We start from the raw sequence: 25,229 nt of genomic DNA, 5'->3' as shown, positions 1-25,229 counted from the left end.
ACGCCCCATGAGTGAGCGTGCGGCACCTTTCTACTGCCCCTACTGCGGCGACGAGGACCTGCGTCCGAGCGAGCAGGGCCACGGCGCCTGGGAGTGCGCGGCGTGCAACCGCGCGTTCCGGCTGAAGTTCCTCGGGCTGCTGTCCCGTGGGCTCCAGCAGGACACGAAGGGAGGGGACGGCATATGACGACGGCTCAGCAGACCCAGGAGACCGAGGAGCTGAAGGCGCTCGCCGAACGGGCGGGCCGCCATCTGGAGGACGCGTCCGCGCTGGAGATCCTCCGGTGGGCGGCGGACACCTTCGGCAAGCGGTTCTGCGTGACCTCCTCCATGGAGGACGCGGTGGTCGCCCACCTCGCGTCCCGCGTGATGCCCGGCGTCGACGTCGTCTTCCTCGACACCGGCTACCACTTCGAGGAGACCATCGGCACCCGGGACGCCGTCGAGGCCGTGATGGACGTCAACGTCATCACCCTCACCCCGGCGCAGACGGTCGCCGGGCAGGACGCCGAGTACGGCCCGCGGCTGCACGACCGCGACCCCGACCTGTGCTGCTTCCTGCGCAAGGTCAGGCCGCTGGAGGAGGGTCTCGCCGACTACGCGGCCTGGGCGACCGGACTGCGCCGTGACGAGTCCCCCACGCGCGCGGGCACCCCCGTCGTCGGCTGGGACGACAAGCGCCGGAAGGTGAAGATCTCGCCGATCGCCCGCTGGACCCAGGACGACGTGGACTCCTACGTCGCCGAGCACGGCGTCCTGACCAACCCGCTGCTGATGGACGGCTACGCCTCCGTCGGCTGCGCCCCCTGCACCCGCCGGGTGCTCGCGGGCGAGGACGCGCGCGCCGGCCGCTGGGCCGGGCGGGCCAAGACCGAGTGCGGGCTGCACGGATGACGACCACCACACCGACCCCTGGGGAGAAGCACGTGACGAGCGGAGCCACCGTCTGGCTCACGGGCCTGCCGAGCGCCGGCAAGACCACGATCGCGTACGAGCTGGCCGGCCGGCTGCGCGCCGAGGGCCATCCGGTCGAGGTACTCGACGGCGACGAGATCCGCGAGTTCATCTCGGCGGGCCTCGGCTTCTCCCGAGAGGACCGGCACACCAACGTGCAGCGCATCGGCTACGTCGCCGAGCTGCTCGCCCGCAACGGCGTCAAGGCGCTCGTCCCGGTGATCGCGCCGTACACCGACAGCCGCGACGCGGTGCGCAAGCGGCACGAGACGAACGGCACCGCCTACGTCGAGGTGCACGTGGCGACCCCGGTCGAGGTCTGCTCCGTGCGCGATGTGAAGGGGCTGTACGCCAAGCAGGCCGCCGGCGAACTGAAGGGGCTGACCGGCGTGGACGACCCGTACGAGGAGCCCGTCTCGCCCGACCTGCGCATCGAGTCGCAGCACCAGAGCGTGCAGGAGTCCGCGGCGTCGGTGTACGCCCTGCTCACCGAAAGGGGACTGGCATGACGACCGCCGCACCCGTGACCGAGGAGACGAAGACCCCGTACGCCCTGTCGCACCTGGACGCCCTGGAGTCCGAGGCGGTGCACATCTTCCGCGAGGTGGCGGGCGAGTTCGAGCGGCCGGTGATCCTGTTCTCGGGCGGCAAGGACTCCATCGTCATGCTGCATCTGGCGCTGAAGGCGTTCGCGCCGGCCACGATCCCCTTCTCGCTGCTGCACGTCGACACCGGGCACAACTTCCCGGAGGTCATCGACTACCGGGACCGTACGGTGGCCAGGCACGGCCTGCGGCTGCATGTCGCGTCCGTGCAGGAGTACATCGACCGCGGTGTGCTCAAGGAGCGCCCGGACGGGACGCGCAACCCCCTGCAGACGCTGCCGCTGACGGAGAGGATCCAGGCGGAGCGTTTCGACGCGGTGTTCGGCGGCGGGCGGCGCGACGAGGAGAAGGCACGCGCCAAGGAGCGGGTGTTCTCACTGCGCGACGAGTTCTCCCAGTGGGACCCGCGCCGGCAGCGGCCCGAGCTGTGGAACCTGTACAACGGCCGCCACGCCCCCGGCGAGCACGTCCGCGTCTTCCCGCTGTCCAACTGGACCGAGCTGGACGTCTGGCAGTACATCGCCCGCGAGGGGATCGAGCTGCCGGAGATCTACTTCGCCCACGAGCGCGAGGTCTTCGCCCGCAACGGCATGTGGCTGACCGCCGGTGACTGGGGCGGCCCCAGGGACGGCGAGACCGTCGAGAAGCGGCAGGTGCGCTACCGCACGGTCGGCGACATGTCCTGCACCGGCGCCGTGGACTCCGACGCCGGGACCCTGGAGCAGGTCATCACCGAGATCGCCGCCTCCCGGCTCACCGAGCGGGGCGCGACCCGGGCCGACGACAAGCTCTCCGAGGCCGCGATGGAAGACCGCAAGCGCGAGGGGTACTTCTAGCCATGACGAGCACCACCGAACCCACCGAGACGCTGTCGGTCGAGCAGCTGTCGGCGACCACCCTGCTGCGGTTCGCCACCGCCGGCTCGGTCGACGACGGCAAGTCCACGCTGGTCGGCCGGCTGCTGCACGACTCCAAGTCGGTGCTCACCGACCAGCTGGAGGCCGTGGAGCGCGCCTCGGCGAGCCGTGGCCAGGAGGGCCCGGACCTCGCGCTGCTGACGGACGGTCTGCGCGCCGAGCGCGAGCAGGGCATCACCATCGACGTCGCGTACCGCTACTTCGCCACGCCACGGCGCCGGTTCATCCTCGCGGACACGCCGGGGCACGTGCAGTACACGCGCAACATGGTCACCGGCGCCTCCACAGCCGAGCTGACGATCGTCCTCGTCGACGCCCGCAACGGCGTCGTCGAGCAGACCCACCGGCATGCCGCGATCGCCGCCCTCCTGCGTGTCCCGCACGTGGTCCTCGCGGTCAACAAGATGGACCTCGTCGGCTACGAGGAGAGCGTCTTCGGCCGGATCGCCGAGGAGTTCACGGCGTACGCCACCGAGCTCGGCGTCCCCGAGGTCACCGCCATCCCGATCTCGGCGCTGAACGGCGACAACGTCGTGGAGCCGTCCGCGAACATGGACTGGTACGGCGGCCCCACCGTCCTGGAGCACCTGGAGACCGTTCCGGTGAGCCACGACCTGGCGCACTGCCACGCGCGCCTTCCCGTGCAGTTCGTGATCCGGCCGCAGACCGCCGAGCACCCGGACTACCGGGGCTACGCGGGCCAGATCGCGGCGGGCACCTTCCGCGTGGGCGAGCAGATCACCGTGCTGCCGTCCGGCCGCTCCACCAGGATCTCCGCCATCGACCTGCTGGGCACGCCGGTCGACGCCGCCTGGACCACGCAGTCGGTCACCCTCCTGCTGGAGGACGACATCGACATCTCGCGCGGCGACCTGATCGTACCCAGCAAGGACGCGCCGCCGACCACGCAGGACATCGAGGCGACCGTCTGCCATGTGGCCGACCAGCCGCTGACCGTCGGCCACCGGGTGCTGCTCAAGCACGGCACCCGCACGGTCAAGGCGATCGTCAAGGACATCCCGTCCCGGCTCACCCTGGACGACCTGTCCCTGCACCCGCACCCGGGGCAGCTCGCCGCCAACGACATCGGCCGGGTGAAGGTCCGCACCGCCGAGCCGCTGCCGGTCGACTCCTACGCCGACTCGCGTCGTACCGGCTCGTTCATCCTGATCGACCCCAGCGACGGCACCACGCTCACCGCGGGCATGGTCGGCGAGTCGTTCGCCTCCCCGGAGCCGGTCCGGGACGAGGCCGAGGACGACGGGTGGGACTTCTGACCATGCACACGACCGACTTCTACTCGTCCTTCGCGAAGGAGGGCGGTCGCGTCGGCAGCGGCGCCCTCGGCAGCGGGCAGGGCGGGGTGGCGCGATGTGCGTGACGCGCGCGATGTGTGCGCTGACGTACGCGCCCCGCGTGCGCCGCCGAAAACCCGCCGACCCCCCGGCCACGACCTGAGGTGTCGTGACCGGGACACCGAGAGGAACCCCTCCCGTGCCTGCCACCACCGCCCTGCGCCGCTGTCTCGTGGCGATGGCCGCGCTGCCGCTGCTCGCGCTCGCCGCCTGCGGCTACGGCTCCCAGGCCAAGGACGACGACACCGTCCAGGTCGCCGCCGGGGCGAAGAGGATCGACGGTCTGGACTCGGTCCGGATCGGCTACTTCGGCAACCTCACGCACGCCACCGCGCTGGTCGGCCGGCAGCAGGGCTTCTTCCAGAAGGAGCTCGGCGCCACCAAGGCCGAGTACGCCACCTTCAACGCCGGGCCCTCCGAGATCGAGGCCCTGAACTCGGGCTCCGTCGACATCGGCTGGATCGGCCCGTCCCCGGCGATCAACGGGTACATCAAGTCGGGCGGCAAGAACCTGCGGATCATCGGCGGTTCGGCGTCGGGCGGGGTGAAGCTGGTGGTCGACCCCGAGAAGATCAGGTCCCTGAAGGACGTCAAGGGCAAGCGGATCGGCACCCCGCAGCTCGGCAACACGCAGGACGTGGCGTTTCTGAACTGGATCGCCGAGCAGGGCTGGAAGGTCGACGCCCAGAGCGGCGAGGGCGACGTCTCCGTGGTCCGCACGGACAACAAGGTGGTCCCGGACGCCTACAGGTCGGGGTCCGTCGACGGCGCCTGGGTGCCCGAGCCGACCGCGTCGAAGCTGGTCGCCGACGGCGGGAAGGTGCTCCTCGACGAGGCCGACCTGTGGCCGGACAAGAAGTTCGTGATCACGAACATCATCGTGTCGCAGAGCTTCCTGAAGGATCACCCGAGGGCCGTCGAGGCGGTGCTGCGGGCGTCCGTCGAGACCAACAGGTGGATCAGCGCCAACCCCGGCAGGGCGAAGGCCGCGGCGAACGAGCAGCTCGGGGCGGACACCGGCAAACCCCTGCCGGCCGAGGTGCTCGACCCGGCGTGGCGGTCGATCCGGATCACCGACGACCCCCTCGCGGCCACCCTCGACGCCCAGGCACGGCACGCGGTGAAGGTGGGGCTGCTGGAGCGGCCCGTCCTGAAAGGCATCTACGACCTCACCCCGCTGAACAAGATCCTCGCCGCCCGGGGCGAGGCCACCGTCGCAGACGCCGGTCTCGGCGCCGCTTCATAAGTCCCTGACCAGTTCCCAGGAGGTGACGACCATGGCCACGACCTTCGCCAAGGCCGCCGACGCCGGTACGTCGGTGGAGCACGCCGCGCGCATCGAGCACGTCTCGAAGTCCTTCGCCGGCCCCGCCGGGCAGCAGCTCGTCCTCGACGACGTCACGCTCGACGTCGCGCCGGGCGAGTTCGTCACCCTCCTGGGGGCCTCGGGCTGCGGCAAGTCCACTCTGCTGAACCTGGTGGCGGGGCTCGACAGGCCGTCGTCCGGAACGATCGCGACGGACGGCCGCCCGGCGCTGATGTTCCAGGAGCACGCCCTCTTCCCGTGGCTGACCGCCGGCAAGAACATCGAGCTCGCCCTGAAGCTGCGCGGCGTGCCGAAGGCCGGCCGGCGCGGCCGTGCGGAGGAACTGCTGGAGCTGGTCCGGCTCCAGGGTGCGTACGGCAAGCGGGTGCACGAGCTGTCCGGCGGTATGCGGCAGCGGGTGGCGATGGCCCGCGCGCTCGCGCAGGACAGCAGCCTGCTGCTGATGGACGAGCCGTTCGCGGCGCTCGACGCGATCACCCGGGACGTGCTGCACGACGAGCTGACCCGGATCTGGAACGAGACACGGCTGTCCGTGCTGTTCGTGACGCACAACGTGCGTGAGGCGGTGCGGCTCGCGCAGCGCGTCGTGCTGCTGTCGTCGCGCCCGGGACGGATCGCGCGCCAGTGGGCGGTCGACATCCCGCAGCCGCGCCGCATCGAGGACGCCGCGGTGGCGGAGCTGTCCCGTGAGATCACCGAAGAACTGCGTGGGGAGATCCGCCGACATGGCCAGCACTGACACGCCCGCCGTCAAGGACGGTCACGATCTGGCCGGCCTCGAGGCGGGCCTGGACGCCCTGGACACGGTGCAGACCGGCCGTACGCCGCTGCGCACGACCTTCACGCAGAAGATCGTGCCGCCCCTCACCGCCATCCTGCTGGTGCTGGCCGTATGGCAGGCGCTGATCGCGTTCCACGTCGTGGACGACCCCAGCAAGCTGCCCTCCCCCTCCGACGTGTGGGGCGAGGTGCGCACGGCCTGGCTGCAGGGCACGCTGCTCGACTACATCTGGACCAGCGTCTCCCGCGGTCTGCTGGGCTTCCTGATGGCGCTGGCCATCGGCACCCCGCTGGGCCTTGTGGTGGCACGGGTGCGGTTCGTGCGGGCCGCGATCGGGCCGGTCCTGTCCGGCCTGCAGTCGCTGCCGTCGGTGGCCTGGGTGCCGCCCGCCGTGATCTGGCTCGGCCTGAACAACCAGATGATGTACGCCGTGATCCTGCTGGGCGCGGTCCCCTCCATCGCCAACGGCCTCGTGTCCGGTGTGGACCAGGTGCCGCCGCTCTTCCTGCGGGCGGGCCGCACGCTCGGGGCGACCGGGCTGAAGGGCACCTGGCACATCGTGATGCCGGCCGCGCTGCCCGGCTACCTGGCCGGCCTGAAGCAGGGCTGGGCGTTCTCGTGGCGGTCGCTGATGGCCGCCGAGATCATCGCCTCCTCCCCCGAGCTGGGCGTGGGGCTCGGCCAGTTGCTGGAGAACGGCCGCAACACCAGTTCCATGTCCATGGTCTTCCTCGCCATCCTGCTCATCCTGATCGTCGGTATCGCCATCGACCTGCTGATCTTCAGTCCGCTGGAGCGGCGGGTGCTGCGCAGCCGCGGCCTGCTGGTGAAGAGCTGATCCCCGTGCGCCACGAACCGGTCCTCGTCGTCATCGCCCACGGCAGCCGCGACCCGCGGCACGCCGCGACCGTGCACGCCCTGGTGCGGCGGGTGCGCTCGCTGCGGCCGGGTGTGCGTGTCGAACTCGGTTTCCTGGACTTCAACATCCCGTCGGTGCGGGGCGTGCTGGAGTCCCTGGCGGCGGAAGGCGTCCGCGACGTCGTGGCGCTGCCGCTGCTGCTGACGCGCGCCTTCCACGCGAAGGCGGACATTCCGGCGGTGCTGCGGGAGGCGCCGCGTCGGCTGCGGATCCGCCAGGCGGAGGTGCTCGGCCCCTCGCCGCTGCTGCTGGACGCGCTGGAGCGGCGGCTTTACGAGGCGGGGCTGACGCCCGCCGACAAGTCCTCGACCGGGGTGGTGCTGGCCTCGGCGGGGTCCACCGACCCGGAGGCGATCGCAGTGATCGCAGAAATCGCGCGGGAGTGGCGGCACACCGGTTGGTGCGCCGTGCGGCCTGCGTTCGCCTCCGCATCCCTTCCCCGCACCGAGGACGCGGTACGCGAACTGCGCGGCCTCGGCTGCGAACGCGTCGCCGTCGCCCCGTACGTCCTGGCTCCCGGCTTCCTGCCGGACCGCATCGCCCGGGGAGCGGCCGAGGCGGACGTCCTGGCCGGTGTGCTGGGTCCGGCGCCGGAGGTGGCCCGGGTGCTGCTGGAGCGGTACGACGGGGCGCGGCCGGCGATGCAGGCGGCTGTCGGGGCCTGAGCCGGCGCTGCTCGCGCCACGCCCGGTCAGTCGGACCGGAGCCCTCCGGCGCGCGTCCGCCCGAGCTCGAAGAAGTCCGGGTGGCGGGCCGGGACACGGAACCTGTCGAAGAGCTCGGCGGCCCGCGAGCCGCGCGGAACGGCCCGCGGCACGGGGCCGAACCACACCGTGCCGTCGACATGCGCGGCCGGCGTTCCGTCGGGCAGTTCCCGGCGCCGGTCGGGATGCCGGTCGCGCGACGGCACGCGCCTTCGGTCCCGTTGCATGATCGTCTCCTGGGCCACTTCGGCCCCTGGGGACCTGGGTCAGGGAGGGGACCCGAGGTGTGCGGCGTCCTGGGGCGGGGGCGTCCGGACCAGTGACGGCGTGCCGTGCGGCTGCGCCCTGACGAGCTGTCCGGTCACCGTGCCGCAGGTCCCGTGAGTTCCACCAGCTTGGCCACCGTGTTCCAGTTCCTGGTCGTGGCGATCACGCCTTTGGTGAGGCGGGGTCTGGCCAGGTGCTCGGCGAGCTTGGAGCGGCCCAGGCCGTTCGGTGCGTACAGGTACAGGACGCGGTCGCCGAGCCGGAACTCCTCGGGGAGGAAGGCCGCCTGGTCGATCCCGGCGAAACGCTCCGCGCCGACCGGCTCCGAGAGGTAGGTGGCGTGGAGCTGCCTGGCCTGAAGTTCGGCGGCGGGGAAGGGGCAGTCGGCGGCGACCGCCTCCAAGTAGGCGTGGTCGCGCACGATGACGTCCACGCCGAAGCCGAACCGGTCCTCGATCGCCCGCGTCAGCTCCGCCGCCAGGGAGTCCTCGTCGCCGTGGGCGGCGGTGAACACGGCCTGACCGCTCTGGAGATACGTCCGCACGCCCTCGTGGCCGAGGTTCTCCAGCAGGGCGCGCAGATCGGCCATCGGCACCTTCCTGCTGCCGCCCACGTTGATCCCGCGCAACAGCGCCGCATACGTCGTCACCCGTCCACCCTAAGCGGCCGTCGTGCCCCGTGGGGGCGGGCACGACGGCCGGACCCGGGGTGCGGGTTCCGCGAAACTCTGCCGTCTTCCAGCACGGCTGGGGCGCGTCGCTGGTGGGCGCGGAGGGCGTCGGCGCCATCGTCAGCCGGCTGCCGCTGTTCCTGTTCGTGATCCTGTTCGGGCTGTCGATGGACTACCACGTGTTCGTGGTCTCGCGGATTCGCGAGGCGCGGCTGCGCGGCCGGACGACGCGGGACGCCATCACGCACGGCGTGGTCACCACGGCGGGGGTCGTGACCAGCGCGGCAGTCATCATGGTCGCCGTCTTCGCGATCTTCGGCACCCTGTCCATGCAGTCCATGAAGCAGATGGGCGTCGGCCTCGCGGCGGCGGTGCTCATCGACGCGACGATCATCCGGGGTGTGCTGCTTCCGGCGGTGATGGCGCTGCTCGGTGAGCGCAACTGGTACCCGCCGAAGTGGCTGAACCGCCTGCCGGACCTTGCGCACGACGAGGCCGCCGACGCGGTGACGGGGCCCCGCGGACGCCAATGGTGGCGGAAGGGGAGCGGGTGCGGGCCTGATCTCCGCCTCGGCTCAGGCAGAGGGCCCGTCGGTTCCGCCGGAACCGACGGGCCCTCGGTCACGTCCCGGCGCGCTCACGCGCGGGTCGCGGCCAGTTCGGCCTCGATCAGGTCGGCGGCGCGCCGCGTACCGCCCTCCTTCGCCATCTCCGCCTGGAGCTCAGCCAGCCGGCGGGCGACCTCCGGGTCGTCGACGAGCGCGAGAGCCGCCTCGCGGAGCGTCCCGGCGGTGGCCTCCTCCGCCGGGACATGGCGGGCCACGCCGAGGCCCTGGAGCATCTCCGCGTTGCCGAACTGGTCCACCGCCTGCGGTACGGCGATCATCGGGGTGGCCGTGGCCATGCCCTCCTGGCTGCCGCCCGCGCCCGCGTGCGTGACGAACAGGTCGGCCTGCTTGAGGATGGCGAGCTGCGGGACCCAGGACCGCACCTCCACGTTCGCCGGCACCTCCCCCACCTCCGCGGGATCGACGTGCTTGCCGATCTGGAGCACCAGGTGCCAGCCCGGCAGCCCGGCGAACGCCTGCACGCACTCCCGGTAGAACGCCGGCTGCTTGGTGAAGGCCGACCCGAGCGAGACCAGCACGACCTTCGCCGCGCCGGCGGGCCGCTGCCACTCCCCCTCCGCGCCGCGGTCGCCCTGGCAGGCGCCGACGAAGCTGTGCACGGTCTCGTCGACCCGGTCGGCGTTCGGCTGCAGGGCCTTGGGAATCAGCACGATGGAACGGGCCGGCCGCCCCGCGAACGGGTCGGGGTGCTGGGTGATGCCGTTGTCCTCCAGCCAGGCCTGGAACCGCGCGTAGTAGGCCTGGCCACGCTCGGTCTTCTTCGGCTCCTCCCACATCGGCTCGGCGACCTCCTTCTCGTAGCCGTCCCAGGCCACGAGGGTCGGCGAGAGGGAGACGGCCGGGACCCCCCAGCGGTGGGCCAGGACCCGCGCCGGATAGGAGCTGATGTCGTGCGGCACGAGGTCCGGCTCATCGCCCTCGTACGCCTCGATCAGCTGCGGCAGGGCCTGGATGGCGTCGTTCAGGAAGGGCTCGACGTTGTCCAGCAAGGTGCTGCCCCATGCCCGGGGGTCGTCGTCGGGTGACGGCAGCGTCGAGTTCCAGAGCTTCACCTCGGCGCCGGTCCCGGCCACCTTCTCCGCGAACGCCGGAGGGATCGCGTACGTCACCCGGTGCCCACGGGCGACCAGCTCACGGATCACCTCCAGGCTCGGGTTCACATGACCGTGGGCGGCGATGGAGAACATGGCGATGTGCGTCATGACCCCGACCCTAAGCGAGACGATACGTCTCGTGCAACTGATGTCGCCGCCCCGCTGTTCCCCGGGATTCCGTGCCCCGTGACGGTGGTCGGGGTCGACAAGGGGCCGCGCACGCCGTCCGACCTGTGCGAATGCGACACTGGCCGACGGACGGCCACGCACGCGGCACCCCGCGGTTCGGGCCACGGACCCGGCGACGGCGGATCACGGAGGCGGACGATGGACGAGGCACGGGCGCGACACGTACTGGACGCGGCAGGGGTGCTGCCCGGTCCGGCACGGGACGCGCGGCTCCTCGCCCTGGGCGAGAACGCCGTGTTCGCCGCCGGTGACCTGGTCGTCAAGGTGGGCCGCGACGCCGAACTCCTCGACCGGGCGCGCCGGGAGCTGGCTGTCGCGCTGTGGCTGGCACGGGCCGGTGTCCCCGCGGTCCGGGCTGCCGGGGAGACGGCACTGCTCGTCGACGGGCACCCGGTGACCGTGTGGCACCGGCTGCCCGAACCCGTACGGCCGGCCGAGCCCCGGGATCTGGCCGAACTGCTCCGGGTGGTGCACGCGACTCCCTCCCCCTCCTTCGCACTGCCGTCCCGCCGGCTCCTGGGCGGGGTGGAACGCTGGCTGCGGCTCGCCGGCGAGGCGATCGACCCGGCGGACGCGGCGTATCTGCGCGAGCGGCGTGACGGGTTCGCGTCGGCCGCGGCCGCGCTCACCCCGCGGATGCCGCCCGGCCCGATCCACGGCGACGCGCTGCCCCGCAATGTGCACATCGGCCCCGACGGTCCGGTCCTGGTCGATCTGGAGACCTTCTCCGCCGACCTGCGTGAGCACGACCTGGTGGTGATGGCCCTCTCCCGTGACCGCTACGGCCTTTCGGAGGCGGCCTACGACTCCTTCACCGAGGCCTACGGCTGGGACGTGCGCGAATGGGAGGGGTGTGCGGTGCTGCGCGGTGCGCGGGAGACGGCCAGCTGCGCCTGGGTGGCCCAGCACGCGCCGAGCAACCCCAAGGCGCTGGCCGAGTTCGAGCGCCGGGTGGCCTCCCTGCGGGACGGGGACGCCACGGTGCGCTGGTATCCGTTCTGAGCAGACGGCCGCCGTCGGGCGGTGTGCCGGTCTCCGTTCCCCGCCGCCTGACCGGGCCTGGCGTGGCTCAGACCCGCTCGCCCGCCGGCTCCCGCAGCGGCCACAGCCCGTCCACCACGGCGGTGGCGTCCCCCTTGCGGCGCAGGAAGTTCTGGAAGTCCGCCGCCCACTCGGCGTACCACTCGACCTGGCGGCGGTGCAGTTCCGCCGGGCCGAGGGCCGCGACCTTGGGGTGGCGGGCGGCTATCGCGCAGGCCAGCCGGGCGGCGGCGAGTGCGTCGGCGGAGGCGTCGTGGGCGCCGTCGAGGACGATGCCGTACTCCGTGCAGACGGCTTCGAGATTGCGCTTGCCCCGCCGGTATCGGTCGACCTGGCGGTCGATGGTGTACGGGTCGATGACCGGCGCCGGGTGCGTACCGCCGAGGCGGTCGCGCAGGGACGGCAGGCCGTACCGCCGCAGTTCGGCGGAGAGCAGGGTGAGGTCGAAGGCGGCGTTGTAGGCGACGACGGGGACGCCCGTCCTCCAGTAGCCCACGAGCACGCCCGCGATCGCGTCGGCGACCTGGTCGGCCGGGCGGCCCTCGGCCGTCGCGCGCTCGTTGCTGATCCCGTGCACCGCCACCGCGTCCGCCGGGATCTCCACTCCCGGGTCCGCCAGCCACTCCCGGCGTCCCAAGGGCTGACCTGCCCTCACCTCGATCACGGCCCCCGTGACAATGCGCGCCTCGCGCGGATCGGTCCCGGTCGTCTCCAGGTCGAAGCCGATCAGCAGCTCCCGGTGCCAGCCCATGGGCGGCCCCCCTTCTTGGTGGTGCTTTCCCCCAGTGATCTCCACGATCGCATGCGGCACTGACAATCAGAGGTCATCGTTCCGCTTGGGCCCCGGGCGTGACGCCGGAGCAGATGACGCCGATTCAGGACACAGGGCGTGAATCCACCCATGCCGCTTCGAACTCCTCCCGGTACGTTCCGAAGAGTCCGCCCTCGTCCGCCTCGCCCGGCTTCACCACCCGGCCGCCGTTCCGCAGCACCAGTACCGGCGCCTCCATACCGCGGGTGCGGCGCAGATAGGACTGCACGACCGCGACGCCGTCGGATCCGTCGCCGTCGACGAGGTAGGCGGTGAAGCGCGGGGTCTCGTCGTAGACCTGGATCTCGAAGGCGCCCGGGTCCCGCAGCCGGGCGCGCACCCGTCGTATGTGCAGGATGTTCATCTCCACGGCCCGGCTCAGCTCGCCCCGCTTGATGCCGAGTTCGCGCTCGCGCCGCTTCACCGCGCTGGAGGCCGGGTTGAGGAACAGCAGCCGCACCCGGCAGCCGCCCTCGGCAAGGCGCACCAGCCGGCGCCCGGAGAAGTTCTGCACGAGCAGGTTGAGACCGATGCCGACGGCGTCGAGACGGCGGGCGCCGCCGAAGATGTCCTCGGCGGGGAACCGGCGCATCAGCCGCACCCGGTCGGAGTGCACGGCGACCACGTCGGAATAGCGGTCGCCCACCAGGTCCTCGACCGCGTCGACCGGCAGCCGGCGCGCCGAGGGCACGTCCCCGCCCGCCCCGAGGACCTCCAGCAGGCGCGCCGAGGCCCGCTCGGCCTGGTTCAGCACGGCCTCGGACAGGGCACGGTTGCGGGAGACGACGTTCCGGGTGACCTCCAGCTCGTCGAGCGCGAGTTCGACGTCCCGGCGTTCGTCGACGTAGGGCTCGAAGCACGGCCAGTGCTGGACCATCAGCTCGCGCAGCTGGGGCAGGGTGAGGAAGCTCAGCACGTTGTCGTCGGCGGGGTCGAGCAGATACCCCTTGCGGCGGCTGACCTCGCGCACGGCGACCGCGCGCTGGGCCCACTCCTGGCCGGCCGGACCGGCCGCGGCGACCACCCAGTCGTCGCCGTGGACCGGTTCGTAGATGGGCCGCAGGACGGCGGCCACGACCGCGCGCAGGCGCTGCTCGACGAGGTTGAGCCAGATGTAGGCACGCCCGGCTCGCTGGGCGCGGGTGCGCACCTCGCGCCAGGCGTCGGCGTCCCAGTCCAGTTCCGGGCCGATCGAGTGCGTCTCCATCGGTCTGGCCAGGGACACCCTGCCGGGCGGGACCTCTGCGGAGCTCCCCTCGTGACCCTCGTCACCAGGGGGCAGCTCCAGCCCTCCCGAGCCCACCCGCGCACCGCCTTCCGCTCCCCCGAGCACTCCCCGTCCCAACGATCAAGGAAGGGTACTCCGGGAGCGGTCGGCGGTGCAGCCCGATGGGCAGGCTCGTCTCCCAACTGCCTTACGCGGGACGTCCATTCTGACCGGCCGGCTCGGCGGGCGTGAGCGGATTCATAGCGGTGACGTCACGCGGGACGACGGACAGGCCCTGCCAGTGGACCGGCAGGGGCTGCTGGTCCTCGTCGCGCGCCACGTGGTGGAAGCCGACGTTGACCCGGACCACGGGGTTCTTCAGGGCCTGGCCGTTCACCCATTTGTCGACGGACCTGCCGTGCCCCGCACCGCAGTTCGGCAGGTTGTCGCTGGCGTACTGCTCGCACTTGTCGTACTCGGTGAAGTACACGTCGTGCCTGGTGTAGCCGCGGCCCGGGTACTTGGCGCTGGCGCCGGGCACGAGCTCGTAGGAACGCCGGTGACCGTCCTTGTTCTTGCCGGTCGCGCTGACCACGCGCCACCAGCGCATGTTCCTGGCGTCGCCGGCGAGCTCCTTGGTGACGGCGGTGCGGGTGGTCTTGTTGGTGGGTGCCGGGCGCCCGTTCGCGGGGGCGCCGACCTTGGAGTCGTACTGCTCGATCCGGCCCTTGGCGGAGCCGTCCAGGTTGAAGTGCAGCCGCCAGAAGACGTTGTGGCTGTGGCTGGTGGCGTAGGCCTTGGCGCCCTTGCCGATCGGCCAGCCGCGGCCGTCGCCGGCGTCGTAGTCCATGGGCGACAGGGGGCCGGTGGCGCCGACGTTCATGTTGATCGTGCCGTCGTCCTGGAAGCGCCACTCGGTGATGTACTCGTACCAGCCGACCTGGTTGACGGTGTAGACGAGCAGGTCCTTGCCCTGCTCCTGGAAGACCTTGCCCGCGGTGTCGCCCTGCATGCGGTAGGCGTGACCACGCGAACGAGTGGTGGTGCACAGGCCCTTGACGTTCTGGTGGGACGGGTCCCAGGCCTCGGGTACCCGGACGGTCCTGATGGTGCCCCCGGGGCACTCACCGGGCGCCAGGTCCTTCAGGCCCTGGCCGAAACCGGCCTGGGTGAGGTCGTGGTACTCGTTCCTGCCGTCGTCGTAGGGCACATGGATCTGACCGAGTTTGGCGGAGGCCAGCACCTTGATCGGGCGGGGCTCGCCCGGCGGCTGGTAGGTGATGTGCTCCAGGACGAGACCGGCCTCCTTGTGGTAGCGCCAGCACATCCGCCAGGTGGTACCGGTGGAGAGCTTCCGCTCGATGCGGTAGGCGGCGCTGCACTCGGCCGCCGGTGCGGGCGCGGCCTTGGGCCGGGCGGTCGCCGGGGAAGCCCCGGTGGTGGGGGCGCCGGAGGCCAGCCCGGCCAGGGCGAGGGCCAGGGCCGTCCGCCTGCGGGCACGGCTGTTGCTGATCACGGGCATGACGAATGCGACTCCCTTGCGGAAGGCTCACCCGGAGCCTTCTGGAGGATCGGGCGGGAAAGGTGGACCGGTACGACGGCGGCGGGCTGCTCGCGCGCGCGGGTGGCTCAGCCGGCGAGCTGGCCGACCTTGCGGGCGCTCAGGTCGACCACCAGGTGACGGGTGTCGATCCACGGGCCGTTCTTCACCTTGGGGAACAGCCGTACGCAGCGGTGCTCCCCGCACCGGTCGAGCACGGCGGGCCGGGCGCCCGGCGTGGCCCGGTACACCATGCTGTTGAGCAGCAGCTGGTCCGGCGCGGTGAGCTCCTCCCCGGCGGCGTCCTCGTAGTCGGCCCGCAGACCCGCGCCCAGCGGGTCGGCGATCAGCAGCCGGGCCGCCTCGGTGGCCTCGTCGCGGCTGAGCGGCGGCTGGACGCCCTGCCGGCTGGCGGTCCGCTCGACCTTCCCCGTGGCGAGGTCGACCGTCCGGGTGACGAGGGTGTCGTCCCGGTAGTCGTAGAACGAGACCTCGGCCCGCCGGGGCGCCTTCGCGTCTCCCAGCTCCGCGGCCTCCGGTTCGGCGAGGTCGGCGCCGAGCCGCTGCGGTCCCCGGCCGCCGTCGACGCCCTCGCCGGAGGTGATCAGCTGCCGGCTGAGCGCGATCCGCTCGACCCGCTTCATCTCGTCCTCGGTGAGCGGGTCACGGCCGGTGCCCTCCTCACCCTCGTCCGGGGCCTGCTCGACGACGCCCGGGGGCACGGCTGCCTGGCCGTCTCCCGCGCTCGGGGCCGCCTGCCGGGCCCCGCGGGTCCGCCGGCCGTTCCCCCGGCCGTGTCGTCCGCGCCTGCCGCGCCCGGCAGGGTGATGCCCACCATGACGGCCGTCCCGGCGACCGCGATGGCGGCACCGGCCACCACCTTGCCCAGGTGGCGGTGCACTGTGTTGCCACAATCTCCCCTACTCCCCCTGATCTCCCTGGGAGTACGTGTCTGCCCCACTGATTCGGCATACCTCCGTATGCACTGGTCGACCGGTAAGAGGGCAGTAAGTCATAGGTGGTTCCCTCACTTTCGTGGAGACTCGGGGTCAAGGCGGTCCCACCGGCACGACACACCTGGAAGAGTCGTATCCATGCAGGTCTGGCCTGGAGAGGCATATCCGCTCGGCGCCACGTACGACGGTGCCGGCACCAACTTCGCGGTCTTCACGGAGGCCGCGGACCGAGTAGAGCTGTGTCTGCTGCACGACGACGGCTCGGAGACGGCGGTGGAACTGCGGGAGAGCGACGCGTTCGTCCGGCACGCGTACCTGCCGGGCGTGATGCCCGGGCAGCGGTACGGCTTCCGCGTGCACGGCCCGTACGCCCCGGAGCGGGGGGTGCGCTGCAACTCCGCGAAGCTGCTGCTCGACCCGTACGCGCGCGCGATCAGCGGCTCCATCTCATGGGGCGAGGAGGTGTACGGCTACCCGTTCGGCTCACCGGACAGGCGCAACGACCTGGACTCCGCACCGCACACCATGACGTCCGTCGTGGTGAACCCGTACTTCGACTGGGGCGACGACCGGCCGCCGCGCACGGAGTACCACGAGACGGTCATCTACGAGGCCCATGTGAAGGGCCTGACCATGCGCCACCCGGGGCTGCCGGAGGAGCTGCGCGGCACCTACGCGGCGCTCGCCCATCCGGCGGTGATAGAGCACCTCACCGGGCTCGGCGTCACGGCCCTGGAACTGATGCCCGTACACCAGTTTGTCAACGACCACCGGCTGGTGGACATGGGCCTGAACAACTACTGGGGCTACAACACCATCGGCTTCTTCGCCCCGCACAACGCGTACGCCTCCTGGGGCGACCGGGGCCAGCAGGTCCTGGAGTTCAAGTCGGCGGTACGCGCGCTCCACGAGGCCGGGATCGAGGTGATCCTGGACGTCGTCTACAACCACACCGCCGAGGGCAACCACCTGGGCCCGACACTGTCCTTCCGGGGTCTGGACAATCCGTCGTACTACCGCCTGGCGGAGGACCCCCGGTACTACATGGACACCACCGGGACCGGCAACTCCCTGCTCATGAGGTCCCCGCACGTGCTCCAGCTGATCATGGACTCGCTGCGGTACTGGGTCACCGAGATGCACGTCGACGGCTTCCGCTTCGACCTCGCGGCCACGCTGGCGCGGCAGTTCCACGAGGTGGACCGGCTGTCGTCGTTCTTCGACCTGGTACAGCAGGACCCGGTGGTGTCCCAGGTGAAGCTGATCGCCGAACCCTGGGACGTGGGCGAGGGCGGCTACCAGGTGGGCAACTTCCCGCCGCTGTGGACGGAGTGGAACGGCAAGTACCGGGACACGGTACGGGACCTGTGGCGGGGTGAGCCGCGCACCATGGCGGAGTTCGCCTCCCGGCTGACCGGCTCGTCCGATCTGTACCAGGACGACGGGCGCCGGCCACTCGCCTCCATCAACTTCGTGACCTGCCACGACGGCTTCACACTGCACGACCTGGTGTCCTACAACGACAAGCACAACGAGGCCAACGGGGAGGACAACCGCGACGGCGAGAGCCACAACCGGTCCTGGAACTGCGGCGCGGAGGGCGAGACCGACGACCCCGCCGTGCTGGCGCTGCGGGGCCGGCAGATGCGCAACTTCGTCGCCACGCTCATGCTGTCCCAGGGCGTGCCGATGATCAGCCACGGTGACGAGTTCGCGCGCACCCAGCGCGGCAACAACAACGCCTACTGCCAGGACAGCGAGCTGGCCTGGGTACGGTGGCCCGAGGACGGCAGCGAACTGCTGGACTTCACGCGCGCGATGGTGTGGCTGCGCAGGGACCACCCGGTGCTGCGCAGGCGCCGCTTCTTCCACGGCCGGCTGGTGGAGGGCACCCATGACGAGCTGTCCGACATCGCCTGGTTCACCCCCGGGGGCAAGGAGATGACCCAGCGGGACTGGGAGTCGGCGCAGGCGTCGGCGCTGACGGTGTTCCTCAACGGCAACGCGATCTCCGAGCCGGGGCCACGCGGGGAACGGATCACCGACGACTCGTTCCTGCTCATGTTCAACGCCTCACCCAAGGCGCTGGACTTCGTGGTGCCGGTCAACCACGGCCGGCAGTGGCAGGTCGTCGTCGACACCGCCCGGCCCGAGGGCGTGCCCCCGGGCACGGGCACGAAGGTGGCGGACGGCGACCGGCTGACGCTGCCGGACCGGAGCCTGACGGTGCTGCAGCGCCCCGTCTAGAAGCGGGTGCCGCCCGTCGGGCACGCGCGCGTGGGAGGCGCTCCAGGCGCGCCCGGTGTACGTCGCCGGGCGCGCCGCCGGTTCCGCGGCCGCGGTGGCGCCGAGCGCGGCGCTGATCACCTCCATGGCGGCGTGCACGGGTCCGTCCGGGCGACCGGGCGGCGGGGCGCGGGCGAGTCGCGGGCCGCCTCCCCGTCGTCCGGAGCCGGCCACGCGGGGGCGCACGCGCGGGGGCGATGACACGAAACGCGGCGGGGCGGGTACGTAGCTTTCCATGACACCTGAGCGTCCTGACCCGGTGGTGCCCACGGCCACGTACCGGCTGCAGCTGCAGCCCGAGTTCCCGTTCGGTGCCGCGGCGGCGGCCGTGCCGTATCTGGCCTCGCTCGGCGTTTCCCATCTGCATCTGTCCCCCGTCCTGGAGGCCGTACCGGGTTCGCTGCACGGCTACGACGTCGTGGACCACGCGCGCGTACGTGCGGAACTGGGTGGCGAGGAGGGGCTGCGGGCCCTGGCGTACACCGCGCGGGATCACGGTCTCGGCCTGGTGCTGGACATCGTGCCGAACCACATGGCGATGGTGCCGCGCCACAACCGGGCCCTGTGGGAGGTGCTCCGCCAGGGCCCCAGGTCGCCGTACGCGCGCTGGTTCGACATCGACTGGGAGGCACAGGGCGGGCGGCTGCTCGTTCCGGTGCTGGGGCAGCCGCTCGGCGCCGCGATCGAGCACCTTCAGGTCGACGGCGGCGTCCTGCGCTACCACGACCACGCCTTTCCGCTGCGTGAGGGCACCGAACAGCTGCCGCTGCCGGAGCTCCTGGACGCGCAGTGGTACCGCCCGGTGTGGTGGCGGCTGGCCCGTACCGAGCTCAACTACCGGCGCTTCTTCAGCATCTCGGAACTCATCGGGGTGCGCGTGGAGGACCCGGAAGTGTTCGAGGCGACGCACGCCAAGATCCTTCAGCTCCTGCACGACGGCGTGATCGACGGGCTGCGCATCGACCACCCCGACGGTCTCGCCGACCCGGACGCGTACCTCCGGCGGCTGCATGAGGCGACCGGCGGCCGCTGGACGGTCGTGGAGAAGATCCTGTCCGACGGGGAGCACCTGCCGGCCTCCTGGCCCGTCGCGGGCACCACGGGCTACGACGCCCTGCGGCACGTCGACGGAGTGTTCGCGGACCCCGCGGGCGCCGGTGAACTTCTGGGCCAGTACCGGCGGTTCGCGGCGCCGCAGACGGACCGCGGCGGGCACTGGGAGGCGACGGTACGGCGGGCGGCGTACCGCGTGCTGGAGCACGAGCTGGCCGCCGAGGTGGACCGGCTGACCCGGACGGCGAGTCGGCTGTGCGCCTCCGCGCGGGACCTCGACCTGCGTGACCGCGCGCCCTGGGCGCTGCACACGGCGCTGCGTGAGCTGCTGGTGCGGCTGGAGGTCTACCGGCCGTACAGCTCAGGCGACGCCGCGGACGTCGTCACCGAGCAGGCCGCCGCTGAGGCCGGGGCGGCCTTCGTCGTCCCCGAGGAGGCCGGAGCCGTCGACGTCGTGCGCGGGCTGGTCCTGGGGCGGTACGGCGACGCGCCGGACCAGCTGGATTTCCGGGCCCGGTTCGCTCAGACCGCGTCGGCGCTGCGGGCGAAGTCCGTGGAGGACACGGCGTTCTACCGCTATGTGCCGCTGCTGTCGGCGACCGAGGTGGGCGGGAACCCGGGGGTCCCCTCGCTGCCCCCGGAGGAGTTCCACGCGTACTGCACGCGCGTGCAGCGCGACTGGCCGCTGACCGGGACGGTCGTGTCGACACACGACACCAAGCGCAGCGCCGACGTGCGGGCGGCGCTGGCCGTGCTCACCGAGTGCCCGCAGCGCTGGGCGGACGTGCTCACGGACGTGACCCGCACGGGTGAGGGCGTGCCGGACGCGCAGCTGGCGTGGGCGGCCTGGCAGACGGTGTTCGGCCTCGGCACGGCCGGCGCGGACCGGGTACGGCAGGCGCTGCTGAAGCATGTGCGCGAGGCAGGGCTGTACACCAGCTGGACGGAGCAGGAGCCGCCGTACGAGGAGGCGGTGGCGGCGTTCGTCGACACGGGCCCGTGCGGGCCCCCGGGGGAGGCCGTGGCCACGCTGCGCGCGGAGCTGGAGCCGCACATCCGGGCCAATGTGCTCGGCACGGCGCTCGTCCATCTGACCATGCCGGGGGTGCCGGACCTGTACCAGGGCACGGAGGGCGAGTACCGGGCCCTGGTCGACCCCGACAACCGCCTGCCCGCCGCGTTCCCGCCGGCTGCGGATCCCGGCGCCAAGGGGGCCCTGACCACGGCGGCGCTGCGGCTGCGGGCACGGCGGCCCGAGGTGTTCGGGGAAGCCGCGTCGTACGCGCCGCTGGCGGCGGAGGGCGCGGCGGCCACGCACTGTCTGGCGTATGCCCGCTCGGGTGAGGTCGTCGTCGCCGTCACACGGCTGTCGCTGCGGCTGGCGCAGGCGGGTGGCTGGCGTGACACGACGCTGCCGCTGCCGCCGGGCAGCTGGGCGGATGTGCTCGACACGGGTCGGAAGTTCAGCGGGCACGCGCGCGTGGGAGAGCTTTTCGAGCCACTGCCCGTGGTGCTGCTGGAACGGGTCGGTTGATATGGGGCGGCTGAGGTGATGCGGCTGGTCGTCGGGCTGAGGTGATGCTGCTGAAGAGGGTGGGCCCGGGGAGCCGGCTGTGAAGGGGCGGGTCGGCGAGTCTGCCGAGGGCGGGCACCCGCAGGGCCCGCAGGGAGAGCGCCGGAGGCGGGGCGGCCGGGGACGTGGGTGCCGTGCCCGGCGTGAACGCCTCTCCCCTCGCGGTACGTGCATCCGGGCGCCCCCTGGAGGCTCCGCGCCCTCTCCTTGACACCGTCCCTGGAGCGTGCGGTACTGCGGGTGCGAAGCCGGGCGGACAAGTCGGGGGTGAGTCTTCTGCCGGAGCCGCGCTACCCCACCGTGACCGAAATCGTGGCGTCCGCCCGGGCGTTGGCCGCTCGGGAACCCGGCTTGTGCACCCTCCGGCAGATCGGCGTCTCCCGCGCGGGCCGGCCTCTCCACCTGCTGTCCGTGGGGCACTCCCGGCACGCCGTCCTGGTCGTCGCGGGCGCGCACGCGAACGAACCGACGGGGGGCTCGACGCTGCTGGCGGTCGCCCAACGCGTCGTGCACGAATGGCGGTTGCGGTCCGGCATTTCATGGCACTTCCTGCTGTGCGCGGACCCCGACGGGGCGAGCCTGCACGTCACACCCGCGCCGCGCAGCCTCTTCGACTACCACCTCGGGTTCTTCCGGCCCGCCGGCCCGGAGCAGCCGGAGTGGTCGCCGGCCGTGCTGCCGCCCGACCGGCTGCCGCCCGAGACCCGGGCGCTGACCGGCGTCATCGACGAGCTGCGGCCCTACCTCCAGGTGACCCTGCACGGCACCGACCTGGGCGGCAGCTGGGTGCAGCTGACGAAGGAGATACCCGGACTGGCCGAGCCCTTCGCCAAGTCCGCGGCCGAGCTGCACATACCCGTGGAGACGGGGGCGTCGGACGCCGCGGGCTGGCCGGCGACCGGCCCCGGCGTCCATGTGATGCCGGCAGCCGGCGCCGGGCTCGCGTATCCGAGCATGCCCTCGGACGACGCGCGGCACAGCACCTGGTACCACGTGCACCGGTACGGTGGCCTGACGGCGGTCGTGGAGGTGCCCATGTGGGCGAGCGACCTGGTGGACGACCCGGCCACGCATCCGGCGCCGGCCGCGGCGATGCGGCGCCTGGCGGGCCGGCTGCTGCGGGACGCGCGCCGGGTGGAGCGGGTGCTGGCGGATGCCTCGCCACGTCTGGACGGCGTCGACGGGCCCCTGCTGCGGTCCGCCAGATGGGCGCTGGAGCTGGTGCCTGGGCTGGCCGCCGACTGGACGCACACGCCGCCCGCCGGGCACACGATGGCCTACATAGGAAGCGTCGACGCCTTCGCCCGCCGTCTGCCTCTGCGGGCGGCGGCGATGCTGTGGCGGGTCCTTCAGGAGACCGACGACCGGGCGGCCCCGCGCCTCGAGGGGCTCGTCGCGACCTGGAGCGAGGCCTTCGCCGACCGCTTCCGCGCCCGCTGGGTGCCCCTGGAGAACCAGGTCGAGCACCAGGCCCGCACCGTCGTCGCGGCGGCCCTGCACGCGCGTGACCGGTCGGCGTGACCACGGCGCACGCGCGCGGCCGACGGCCCCGAGCGCCGCGCGGAACCGTCGGCGCGACCGGGAGCCACGCGCGCGGCGCCCGTCGCCGCGTCAGCCCGTAGGACCCCTCCGCCCGCTCGACTCATTCACCTCGTTCACCTCGTTCACCTCGTTCACCTCGTTCACCTCGTCGTCGTCCAGCGCGAAGACCGCCCCCGTACGCGCCGCCGCCACGCAGTCGTTCGAGAACGTCTGCCGGTAGTCGACCGTCCGCCCGCGCCACTGCCCCCGCGCGTGGACGGTCACCGGCGCATGCACCATGGGGCAGTAGGCCTGCTTCAGCGGCAGGCGGCTGATGTCGCCGCCCACGGAGTCGAGCTGGGCGCAGGCCTCGGCGGCCCGCCGGTGCCCCTGGGGCGGTTCGCACAGCAGCAGGGTGCCGCGTGTGTCGCTGGATCCGCCGTCGCCCCGGGTGACCGAGAGGTAGAGCCAGTCGCTCGCGCGGGACTCCTGGACCGTCGCCCGCGCCGGTGCGGCACCGACGAGCAGGAGGGCGGCCACGGCCGGCAGACCGCCCCGTACGGCTTTCGTGGTGAGGGTGTGCGTCATTCCCGGTGCATCGGCACGACCGGTTCGCACCCCCAGCCCGGCTCACCCGAACGGAAGCCCCCGGACCCGTGCCGCCGGGCCAGTTCGAACACGTCGAGAATCACCTGGGACTGGTACTCGGCCTGGCGCGCCACGGGGATCCAGCGGGCCCCGCAGCCGTCGCGGTACTCGGCGCACCACCGGTCGACCAGCGCGTCCAGCTCCGGCAGCGCACCCGCCGGGTCGCGCCCCGCGCGCGTGACGAGCTGGTGCAGCAACCCCGCCGTCCGCAGAACCAGCCGCCGTCCGGCGATGCGCAGCGCCGTCAGATGGGCGGCGGTCAGCGGTGGCAGGGCGCGACGCGGCCGGTCACCGAGATCGGGGTCCCAGGCGTCGGCGAGCCCCGGGCACACCAGCAGGTAGTCGTCGACCGGGGCGAGCAGGCGGGCCGCGTCCGGAACCGTGGCGGCATGCGGGCGTACGCGCGCGAGGACGCCTCGCAGCAGCCGGGTGTCGTGACGCAGCGCGCGGCTGAGGGTCCGCAGCGCCGCGTCCGCGTCGGCGGGCACGGCTCCGTCCCCCACGGCTTCCACGCCCCACATGGGCGCCTCCACGACTGCCGTCACGGTGCCGTGCCGGTGCGGGTGGTACCAGGTGGACTCGACGGCGGCCTCGGTGATGGCGGCGACCAGGTCGCCCCGGTGCGGCGGCGGGATCCGGTAGACGGCGGGCCCCAGCACCGGCCAGTACAGCGCGTCGTACGCGCCGAGTTCGCGCGGGATGCCGAGGCGGGCCGACGTCCGTGCCACGGCCCGCGGGAGGCCGGGCAGGTCACGCGTGAGTTCGACGAAGCCGCCGCCGACGTCGACGCCGTGCAGGGAGCACTGGAAGAAGGGTTTCAGTTCGTCCTGGAGAGCGAGCAGGGCACGCGTCTCCGGCAGTACGGCGCCGGCCGCGCCGTGGGGCAGCCACTCGGGCTGTTCCAGGAAGCCGGGGCGGAAGAACCTCCGGAAGTACCGGTCGAGGCGGTAAGGGCCCGCCAGCCAGCCCTCGTTGTGCCGCAGGCCGTCGGGGTCGAGGCACAGCAGCAGGTTCCAGGTCGTGTCGGCGTCCTCGGTCAGGCGGGGGTCGGCGAGGGCACGCTCGGCCAGCAGCAGCACGGTGGCGCCGCCGACGGGCTCGTTGGCGTGCGGTCCGGCGACGATCAGGGCGTGACGGCTGCCGTGGCCGACGGACAGCACCCACAGGGGCGTGCCCGCCCGTGAGGTGCCGACGCGGCGCAGCCGTGTCGCACGGGGATGGCGGGCGACGAGGGCGGCCGCTCGCGCGCCCAGCTCGTCGACGGTCGGATAACGGAGGAGGGGCGGCAGGGCACACCTCCGTGGTGCCGTCGGTTCACCTGGTGTGCGTGGTGTAGGCACAGTCAGTCACGAGTTCAGGTGTACGTCAACACCGCCGTCGTCAGGGAGGCTTGAGGTGAGGACGTCAGGCGGGAGGCGAGCGCGCCGGGCGTCGGCGTGCCGGGTCCGCGAGGCCTTTCGGACAGCCTGGCTCAGTTGGCCGCGAGCCGGAACGCCGTCTGCCCGAAGCCCACCTGGTCGCCGTCGCGGACCACGGTGGCGCCGGTGACGCGCCGCCCGTTCACCGTGGTGCCGTTGGTGGAGCCCAGGTCCCGCAGGACCCACATGCCGCTCTGGCGGGTGAGTTCGGCGTGCACCCGGGAGACCGTCTCGTGGTTCAGCCGCAGTCCGTTGGCGGGGTCACGGCCTATGCGCAGGGGGTGTCCGGCCGCGGGGTGGGGCAGGAGGAGCTTGGGCAGCCGCTCGGCCCGCCAGGCCCTGCGCAGCCGCTCGGTGAAGCCCGACACCGCCTCGACCGTGCCGAACACCGCGCGGGCGATGCGGCTCTCGGAGGGCAGGTCGGCGGTGAGGACGGCGAGTTCGTCGGACCGGCGGGCGGCGAGTGCCAGTTCCATCCGCCGGACGAACGTGTCGTGCGAGAGACGGCCCATGGCGACACCGTCACGCAGCACCTTCAGCGCCTTGTCGCGCTCCGCGTCGGACAGCCGCGCGGGGTGGGTCGAGAACTCGAAGGACGACGTCACACCGGTGATTGTCGGGCAGTGAACCCCGGGTGTCCAGAAATCGGGGAAACGGCCACCACACGCGCGTACCGGACGACACCCGGCGCAAAAGGGGGTATGCACAAGCGGATTGATCTCGTGTGAAGCACGATGGTCGAGCTACATCACGGTGAGCAGACG

Annotated in this window: 20 protein-coding genes and 4 pseudogenes; 14 read left to right on the top strand and 10 right to left on the bottom strand. The window is 72.3% G+C overall.

Annotation, left to right across the window (positions count from 1 at the left end; translation table 11 throughout):
* Positions 1-7: 7 nt before the first annotated feature.
* From ACGF8A_RS12415 to ACGF8A_RS12375, 9 genes are all read left to right on the top strand, one after another.
* Positions 8-187 (top strand): hypothetical protein, encoded by a 180-nt coding sequence (locus ACGF8A_RS12415; protein WP_393107051.1) that lies wholly within the window; start codon positions 8-10, stop codon positions 185-187.
* The gene (locus ACGF8A_RS12410; RefSeq protein WP_393107048.1) at positions 184-894 is read left to right on the top strand and encodes a phosphoadenylyl-sulfate reductase; all 711 of its coding nucleotides are present in this window, start codon (positions 184-186) and stop codon (positions 892-894) included. Before ACGF8A_RS12415 ends, ACGF8A_RS12410 begins: the two co-directional genes overlap by 4 nt.
* 32 nt (positions 895-926) lie before the next feature.
* Positions 927-1,463: an adenylyl-sulfate kinase gene (gene cysC, locus ACGF8A_RS12405; protein ID WP_393107046.1), complete on the top strand. Its 537-nt coding sequence runs from the start codon at positions 927-929 to the stop codon at positions 1,461-1,463.
* Complete coding sequence (gene cysD, locus ACGF8A_RS12400) at positions 1,460-2,395, top strand: sulfate adenylyltransferase subunit CysD (RefSeq protein WP_393107044.1); 936 nt, start codon at positions 1,460-1,462, stop codon at positions 2,393-2,395. The genes cysC and cysD overlap by 4 nt, the downstream gene beginning before the upstream one ends.
* Before the next feature lie 2 nt (positions 2,396-2,397).
* A complete protein-coding gene (locus ACGF8A_RS12395) occupies positions 2,398-3,753 on the top strand; it encodes a sulfate adenylyltransferase subunit 1 (RefSeq protein WP_393107042.1) in 1,356 nt (451 codons plus the stop codon).
* Between the two features lie 217 nt (positions 3,754-3,970).
* Positions 3,971-5,077, top strand: a complete 1,107-nt coding sequence (locus ACGF8A_RS12390) for an aliphatic sulfonate ABC transporter substrate-binding protein (RefSeq protein ID WP_393107040.1) — start codon at positions 3,971-3,973, stop codon at positions 5,075-5,077.
* Positions 5,078-5,108: 31 nt separating this feature from the next.
* Entirely contained in the window at positions 5,109-5,897 is a 789-nt protein-coding gene (locus ACGF8A_RS12385; protein WP_393107038.1) for an ABC transporter ATP-binding protein, read from the top strand.
* A complete protein-coding gene (locus tag ACGF8A_RS12380) occupies positions 5,884-6,777 on the top strand; it encodes an ABC transporter permease (protein WP_393107036.1) in 894 nt (297 codons plus the stop codon). Before ACGF8A_RS12385 ends, ACGF8A_RS12380 begins: the two co-directional genes overlap by 14 nt.
* Positions 6,778-6,782: 5 nt before the next feature.
* Positions 6,783-7,523, top strand: a complete 741-nt coding sequence (locus tag ACGF8A_RS12375) for a sirohydrochlorin chelatase (protein ID WP_393107034.1) — start codon at positions 6,783-6,785, stop codon at positions 7,521-7,523.
* A 26-nt stretch (positions 7,524-7,549) separates the two neighbouring features.
* On the opposite strand, the pseudogene ACGF8A_RS12370 reads toward ACGF8A_RS12375, so the two are convergent.
* Both ACGF8A_RS12370 and ACGF8A_RS12365 read right to left on the bottom strand, forming a co-directional pair.
* Positions 7,550-7,720 (bottom strand): annotated as a pseudogene (locus ACGF8A_RS12370) (disulfide bond formation protein DsbA); the annotation flags it as partial.
* Between the two features lie 203 nt (positions 7,721-7,923).
* On the bottom strand, positions 7,924-8,478 hold the full coding sequence (locus tag ACGF8A_RS12365) for a DUF1697 domain-containing protein (RefSeq protein ID WP_393107032.1): 555 nt from the start codon (positions 8,476-8,478) through the stop codon (positions 7,924-7,926).
* Positions 8,479-8,558: 80 nt separating this feature from the next.
* On the opposite strand from ACGF8A_RS12365, the pseudogene ACGF8A_RS12360 reads away from it, so the two are divergent.
* Positions 8,559-9,017: pseudogene (locus ACGF8A_RS12360) on the top strand (MMPL family transporter); the annotation flags it as partial.
* A 119-nt stretch (positions 9,018-9,136) separates the two neighbouring features.
* Here the strand turns inward: ACGF8A_RS12360 and mgt are convergent.
* A pseudogene (mgt, locus tag ACGF8A_RS12355) lies at positions 9,137-10,367 on the bottom strand (macrolide-inactivating glycosyltransferase).
* 182 nt (positions 10,368-10,549) lie between these two features.
* Here mgt and ACGF8A_RS12350 point away from each other — a divergent pair.
* Positions 10,550-11,413: a phosphotransferase enzyme family protein gene (locus tag ACGF8A_RS12350; RefSeq protein WP_393107030.1), complete on the top strand. Its 864-nt coding sequence runs from the start codon at positions 10,550-10,552 to the stop codon at positions 11,411-11,413.
* Positions 11,414-11,480: 67 nt separating this feature from the next.
* Here ACGF8A_RS12350 and ACGF8A_RS12345 read toward each other — a convergent pair whose 3' ends face one another.
* From ACGF8A_RS12345 to ACGF8A_RS12330, 4 genes and pseudogenes are all read right to left on the bottom strand, one after another.
* A complete protein-coding gene (locus tag ACGF8A_RS12345) occupies positions 11,481-12,203 on the bottom strand; it encodes a 3'-5' exonuclease (protein WP_393107028.1) in 723 nt (240 codons plus the stop codon).
* A gap of 124 nt (positions 12,204-12,327) precedes the next feature.
* A complete protein-coding gene (locus ACGF8A_RS12340; protein WP_393107026.1) occupies positions 12,328-13,566 on the bottom strand; it encodes an SAV2148 family HEPN domain-containing protein in 1,239 nt (412 codons plus the stop codon).
* Positions 13,567-13,678: 112 nt separating this feature from the next.
* The gene (locus ACGF8A_RS12335) at positions 13,679-14,992 is read right to left on the bottom strand and encodes a copper amine oxidase (protein WP_393107024.1); all 1,314 of its coding nucleotides are present in this window, start codon (positions 14,990-14,992) and stop codon (positions 13,679-13,681) included.
* A 107-nt stretch (positions 14,993-15,099) separates the two neighbouring features.
* A pseudogene (locus ACGF8A_RS12330) lies at positions 15,100-15,911 on the bottom strand (Tat pathway signal sequence domain protein).
* A 193-nt stretch (positions 15,912-16,104) separates the two neighbouring features.
* Between ACGF8A_RS12330 and glgX the strand changes: the two are divergent.
* The 3 genes from glgX to ACGF8A_RS12315 all read left to right on the top strand — a co-directional run bounded on the left by glgX (position 16,105) and on the right by ACGF8A_RS12315 (position 22,399).
* Complete coding sequence (glgX, locus tag ACGF8A_RS12325; RefSeq protein ID WP_393107022.1) at positions 16,105-18,213, top strand: glycogen debranching protein GlgX; 2,109 nt, start codon at positions 16,105-16,107, stop codon at positions 18,211-18,213.
* A 274-nt stretch (positions 18,214-18,487) separates the two neighbouring features.
* On the top strand, positions 18,488-20,839 hold the full coding sequence (gene treY / locus ACGF8A_RS12320) for a malto-oligosyltrehalose synthase (RefSeq protein ID WP_393107020.1): 2,352 nt from the start codon (positions 18,488-18,490) through the stop codon (positions 20,837-20,839).
* A gap of 306 nt (positions 20,840-21,145) precedes the next feature.
* Positions 21,146-22,399, top strand: coding sequence for a M14 family zinc carboxypeptidase (locus ACGF8A_RS12315; RefSeq protein WP_393107018.1), 1,254 nt, complete (start codon positions 21,146-21,148; stop codon positions 22,397-22,399).
* Between the two features lie 90 nt (positions 22,400-22,489).
* Here the strand turns inward: ACGF8A_RS12315 and ACGF8A_RS12310 are convergent, their stop codons facing one another.
* From ACGF8A_RS12310 to ACGF8A_RS12300, 3 genes are all read right to left on the bottom strand, one after another.
* The gene (locus ACGF8A_RS12310) at positions 22,490-22,987 is read right to left on the bottom strand and encodes an SSI family serine proteinase inhibitor (protein ID WP_393107016.1); all 498 of its coding nucleotides are present in this window, start codon (positions 22,985-22,987) and stop codon (positions 22,490-22,492) included.
* Positions 22,984-24,387 (bottom strand): M14 family zinc carboxypeptidase, encoded by a 1,404-nt coding sequence (locus ACGF8A_RS12305; protein WP_393107014.1) that lies wholly within the window; start codon positions 24,385-24,387, stop codon positions 22,984-22,986. Before ACGF8A_RS12305 ends, ACGF8A_RS12310 begins: the two co-directional genes overlap by 4 nt.
* 131 nt (positions 24,388-24,518) lie before the next feature.
* Positions 24,519-25,070, bottom strand: coding sequence for an FHA domain-containing protein (locus ACGF8A_RS12300; protein WP_393107012.1), 552 nt, complete (start codon positions 25,068-25,070; stop codon positions 24,519-24,521).
* Between the last annotated feature and the right edge of the window lie 159 nt (positions 25,071-25,229).

The organism is Streptomyces sp. NPDC047706, assembly GCF_043204795.1.
Classification (GTDB): domain Bacteria; phylum Actinomycetota; class Actinomycetes; order Streptomycetales; family Streptomycetaceae; genus Streptomyces.
This window is presented reverse-complemented; position numbering and strand designations above follow the sequence as displayed.

Coding starts and splice junctions, on each gene's coding strand:
- glgX (WP_393107022.1), top strand. CDS start 16,105: ATGCAGGTCTGGCCTGGAGAGGCATATCCGCTCGGCGCCACGTACGAC.
- ACGF8A_RS12345 (WP_393107028.1), bottom strand. CDS start 12,203: ATGGGCTGGCACCGGGAGCTGCTGATCGGCTTCGACCTGGAGACGACC.
- ACGF8A_RS12385 (WP_393107038.1), top strand. CDS start 5,109: ATGGCCACGACCTTCGCCAAGGCCGCCGACGCCGGTACGTCGGTGGAG.
- ACGF8A_RS12335 (WP_393107024.1), bottom strand. CDS start 14,992: ATGCCCGTGATCAGCAACAGCCGTGCCCGCAGGCGGACGGCCCTGGCC.
- ACGF8A_RS12310 (WP_393107016.1), bottom strand. CDS start 22,987: ATGACGCACACCCTCACCACGAAAGCCGTACGGGGCGGTCTGCCGGCC.
- ACGF8A_RS12350 (WP_393107030.1), top strand. CDS start 10,550: ATGGACGAGGCACGGGCGCGACACGTACTGGACGCGGCAGGGGTGCTG.
- ACGF8A_RS12415 (WP_393107051.1), top strand. CDS start 8: ATGAGTGAGCGTGCGGCACCTTTCTACTGCCCCTACTGCGGCGACGAG.
- ACGF8A_RS12380 (WP_393107036.1), top strand. CDS start 5,884: ATGGCCAGCACTGACACGCCCGCCGTCAAGGACGGTCACGATCTGGCC.
- ACGF8A_RS12395 (WP_393107042.1), top strand. CDS start 2,398: ATGACGAGCACCACCGAACCCACCGAGACGCTGTCGGTCGAGCAGCTG.
- treY (WP_393107020.1), top strand. CDS start 18,488: ATGACACCTGAGCGTCCTGACCCGGTGGTGCCCACGGCCACGTACCGG.
- ACGF8A_RS12410 (WP_393107048.1), top strand. CDS start 184: ATGACGACGGCTCAGCAGACCCAGGAGACCGAGGAGCTGAAGGCGCTC.
- cysD (WP_393107044.1), top strand. CDS start 1,460: ATGACGACCGCCGCACCCGTGACCGAGGAGACGAAGACCCCGTACGCC.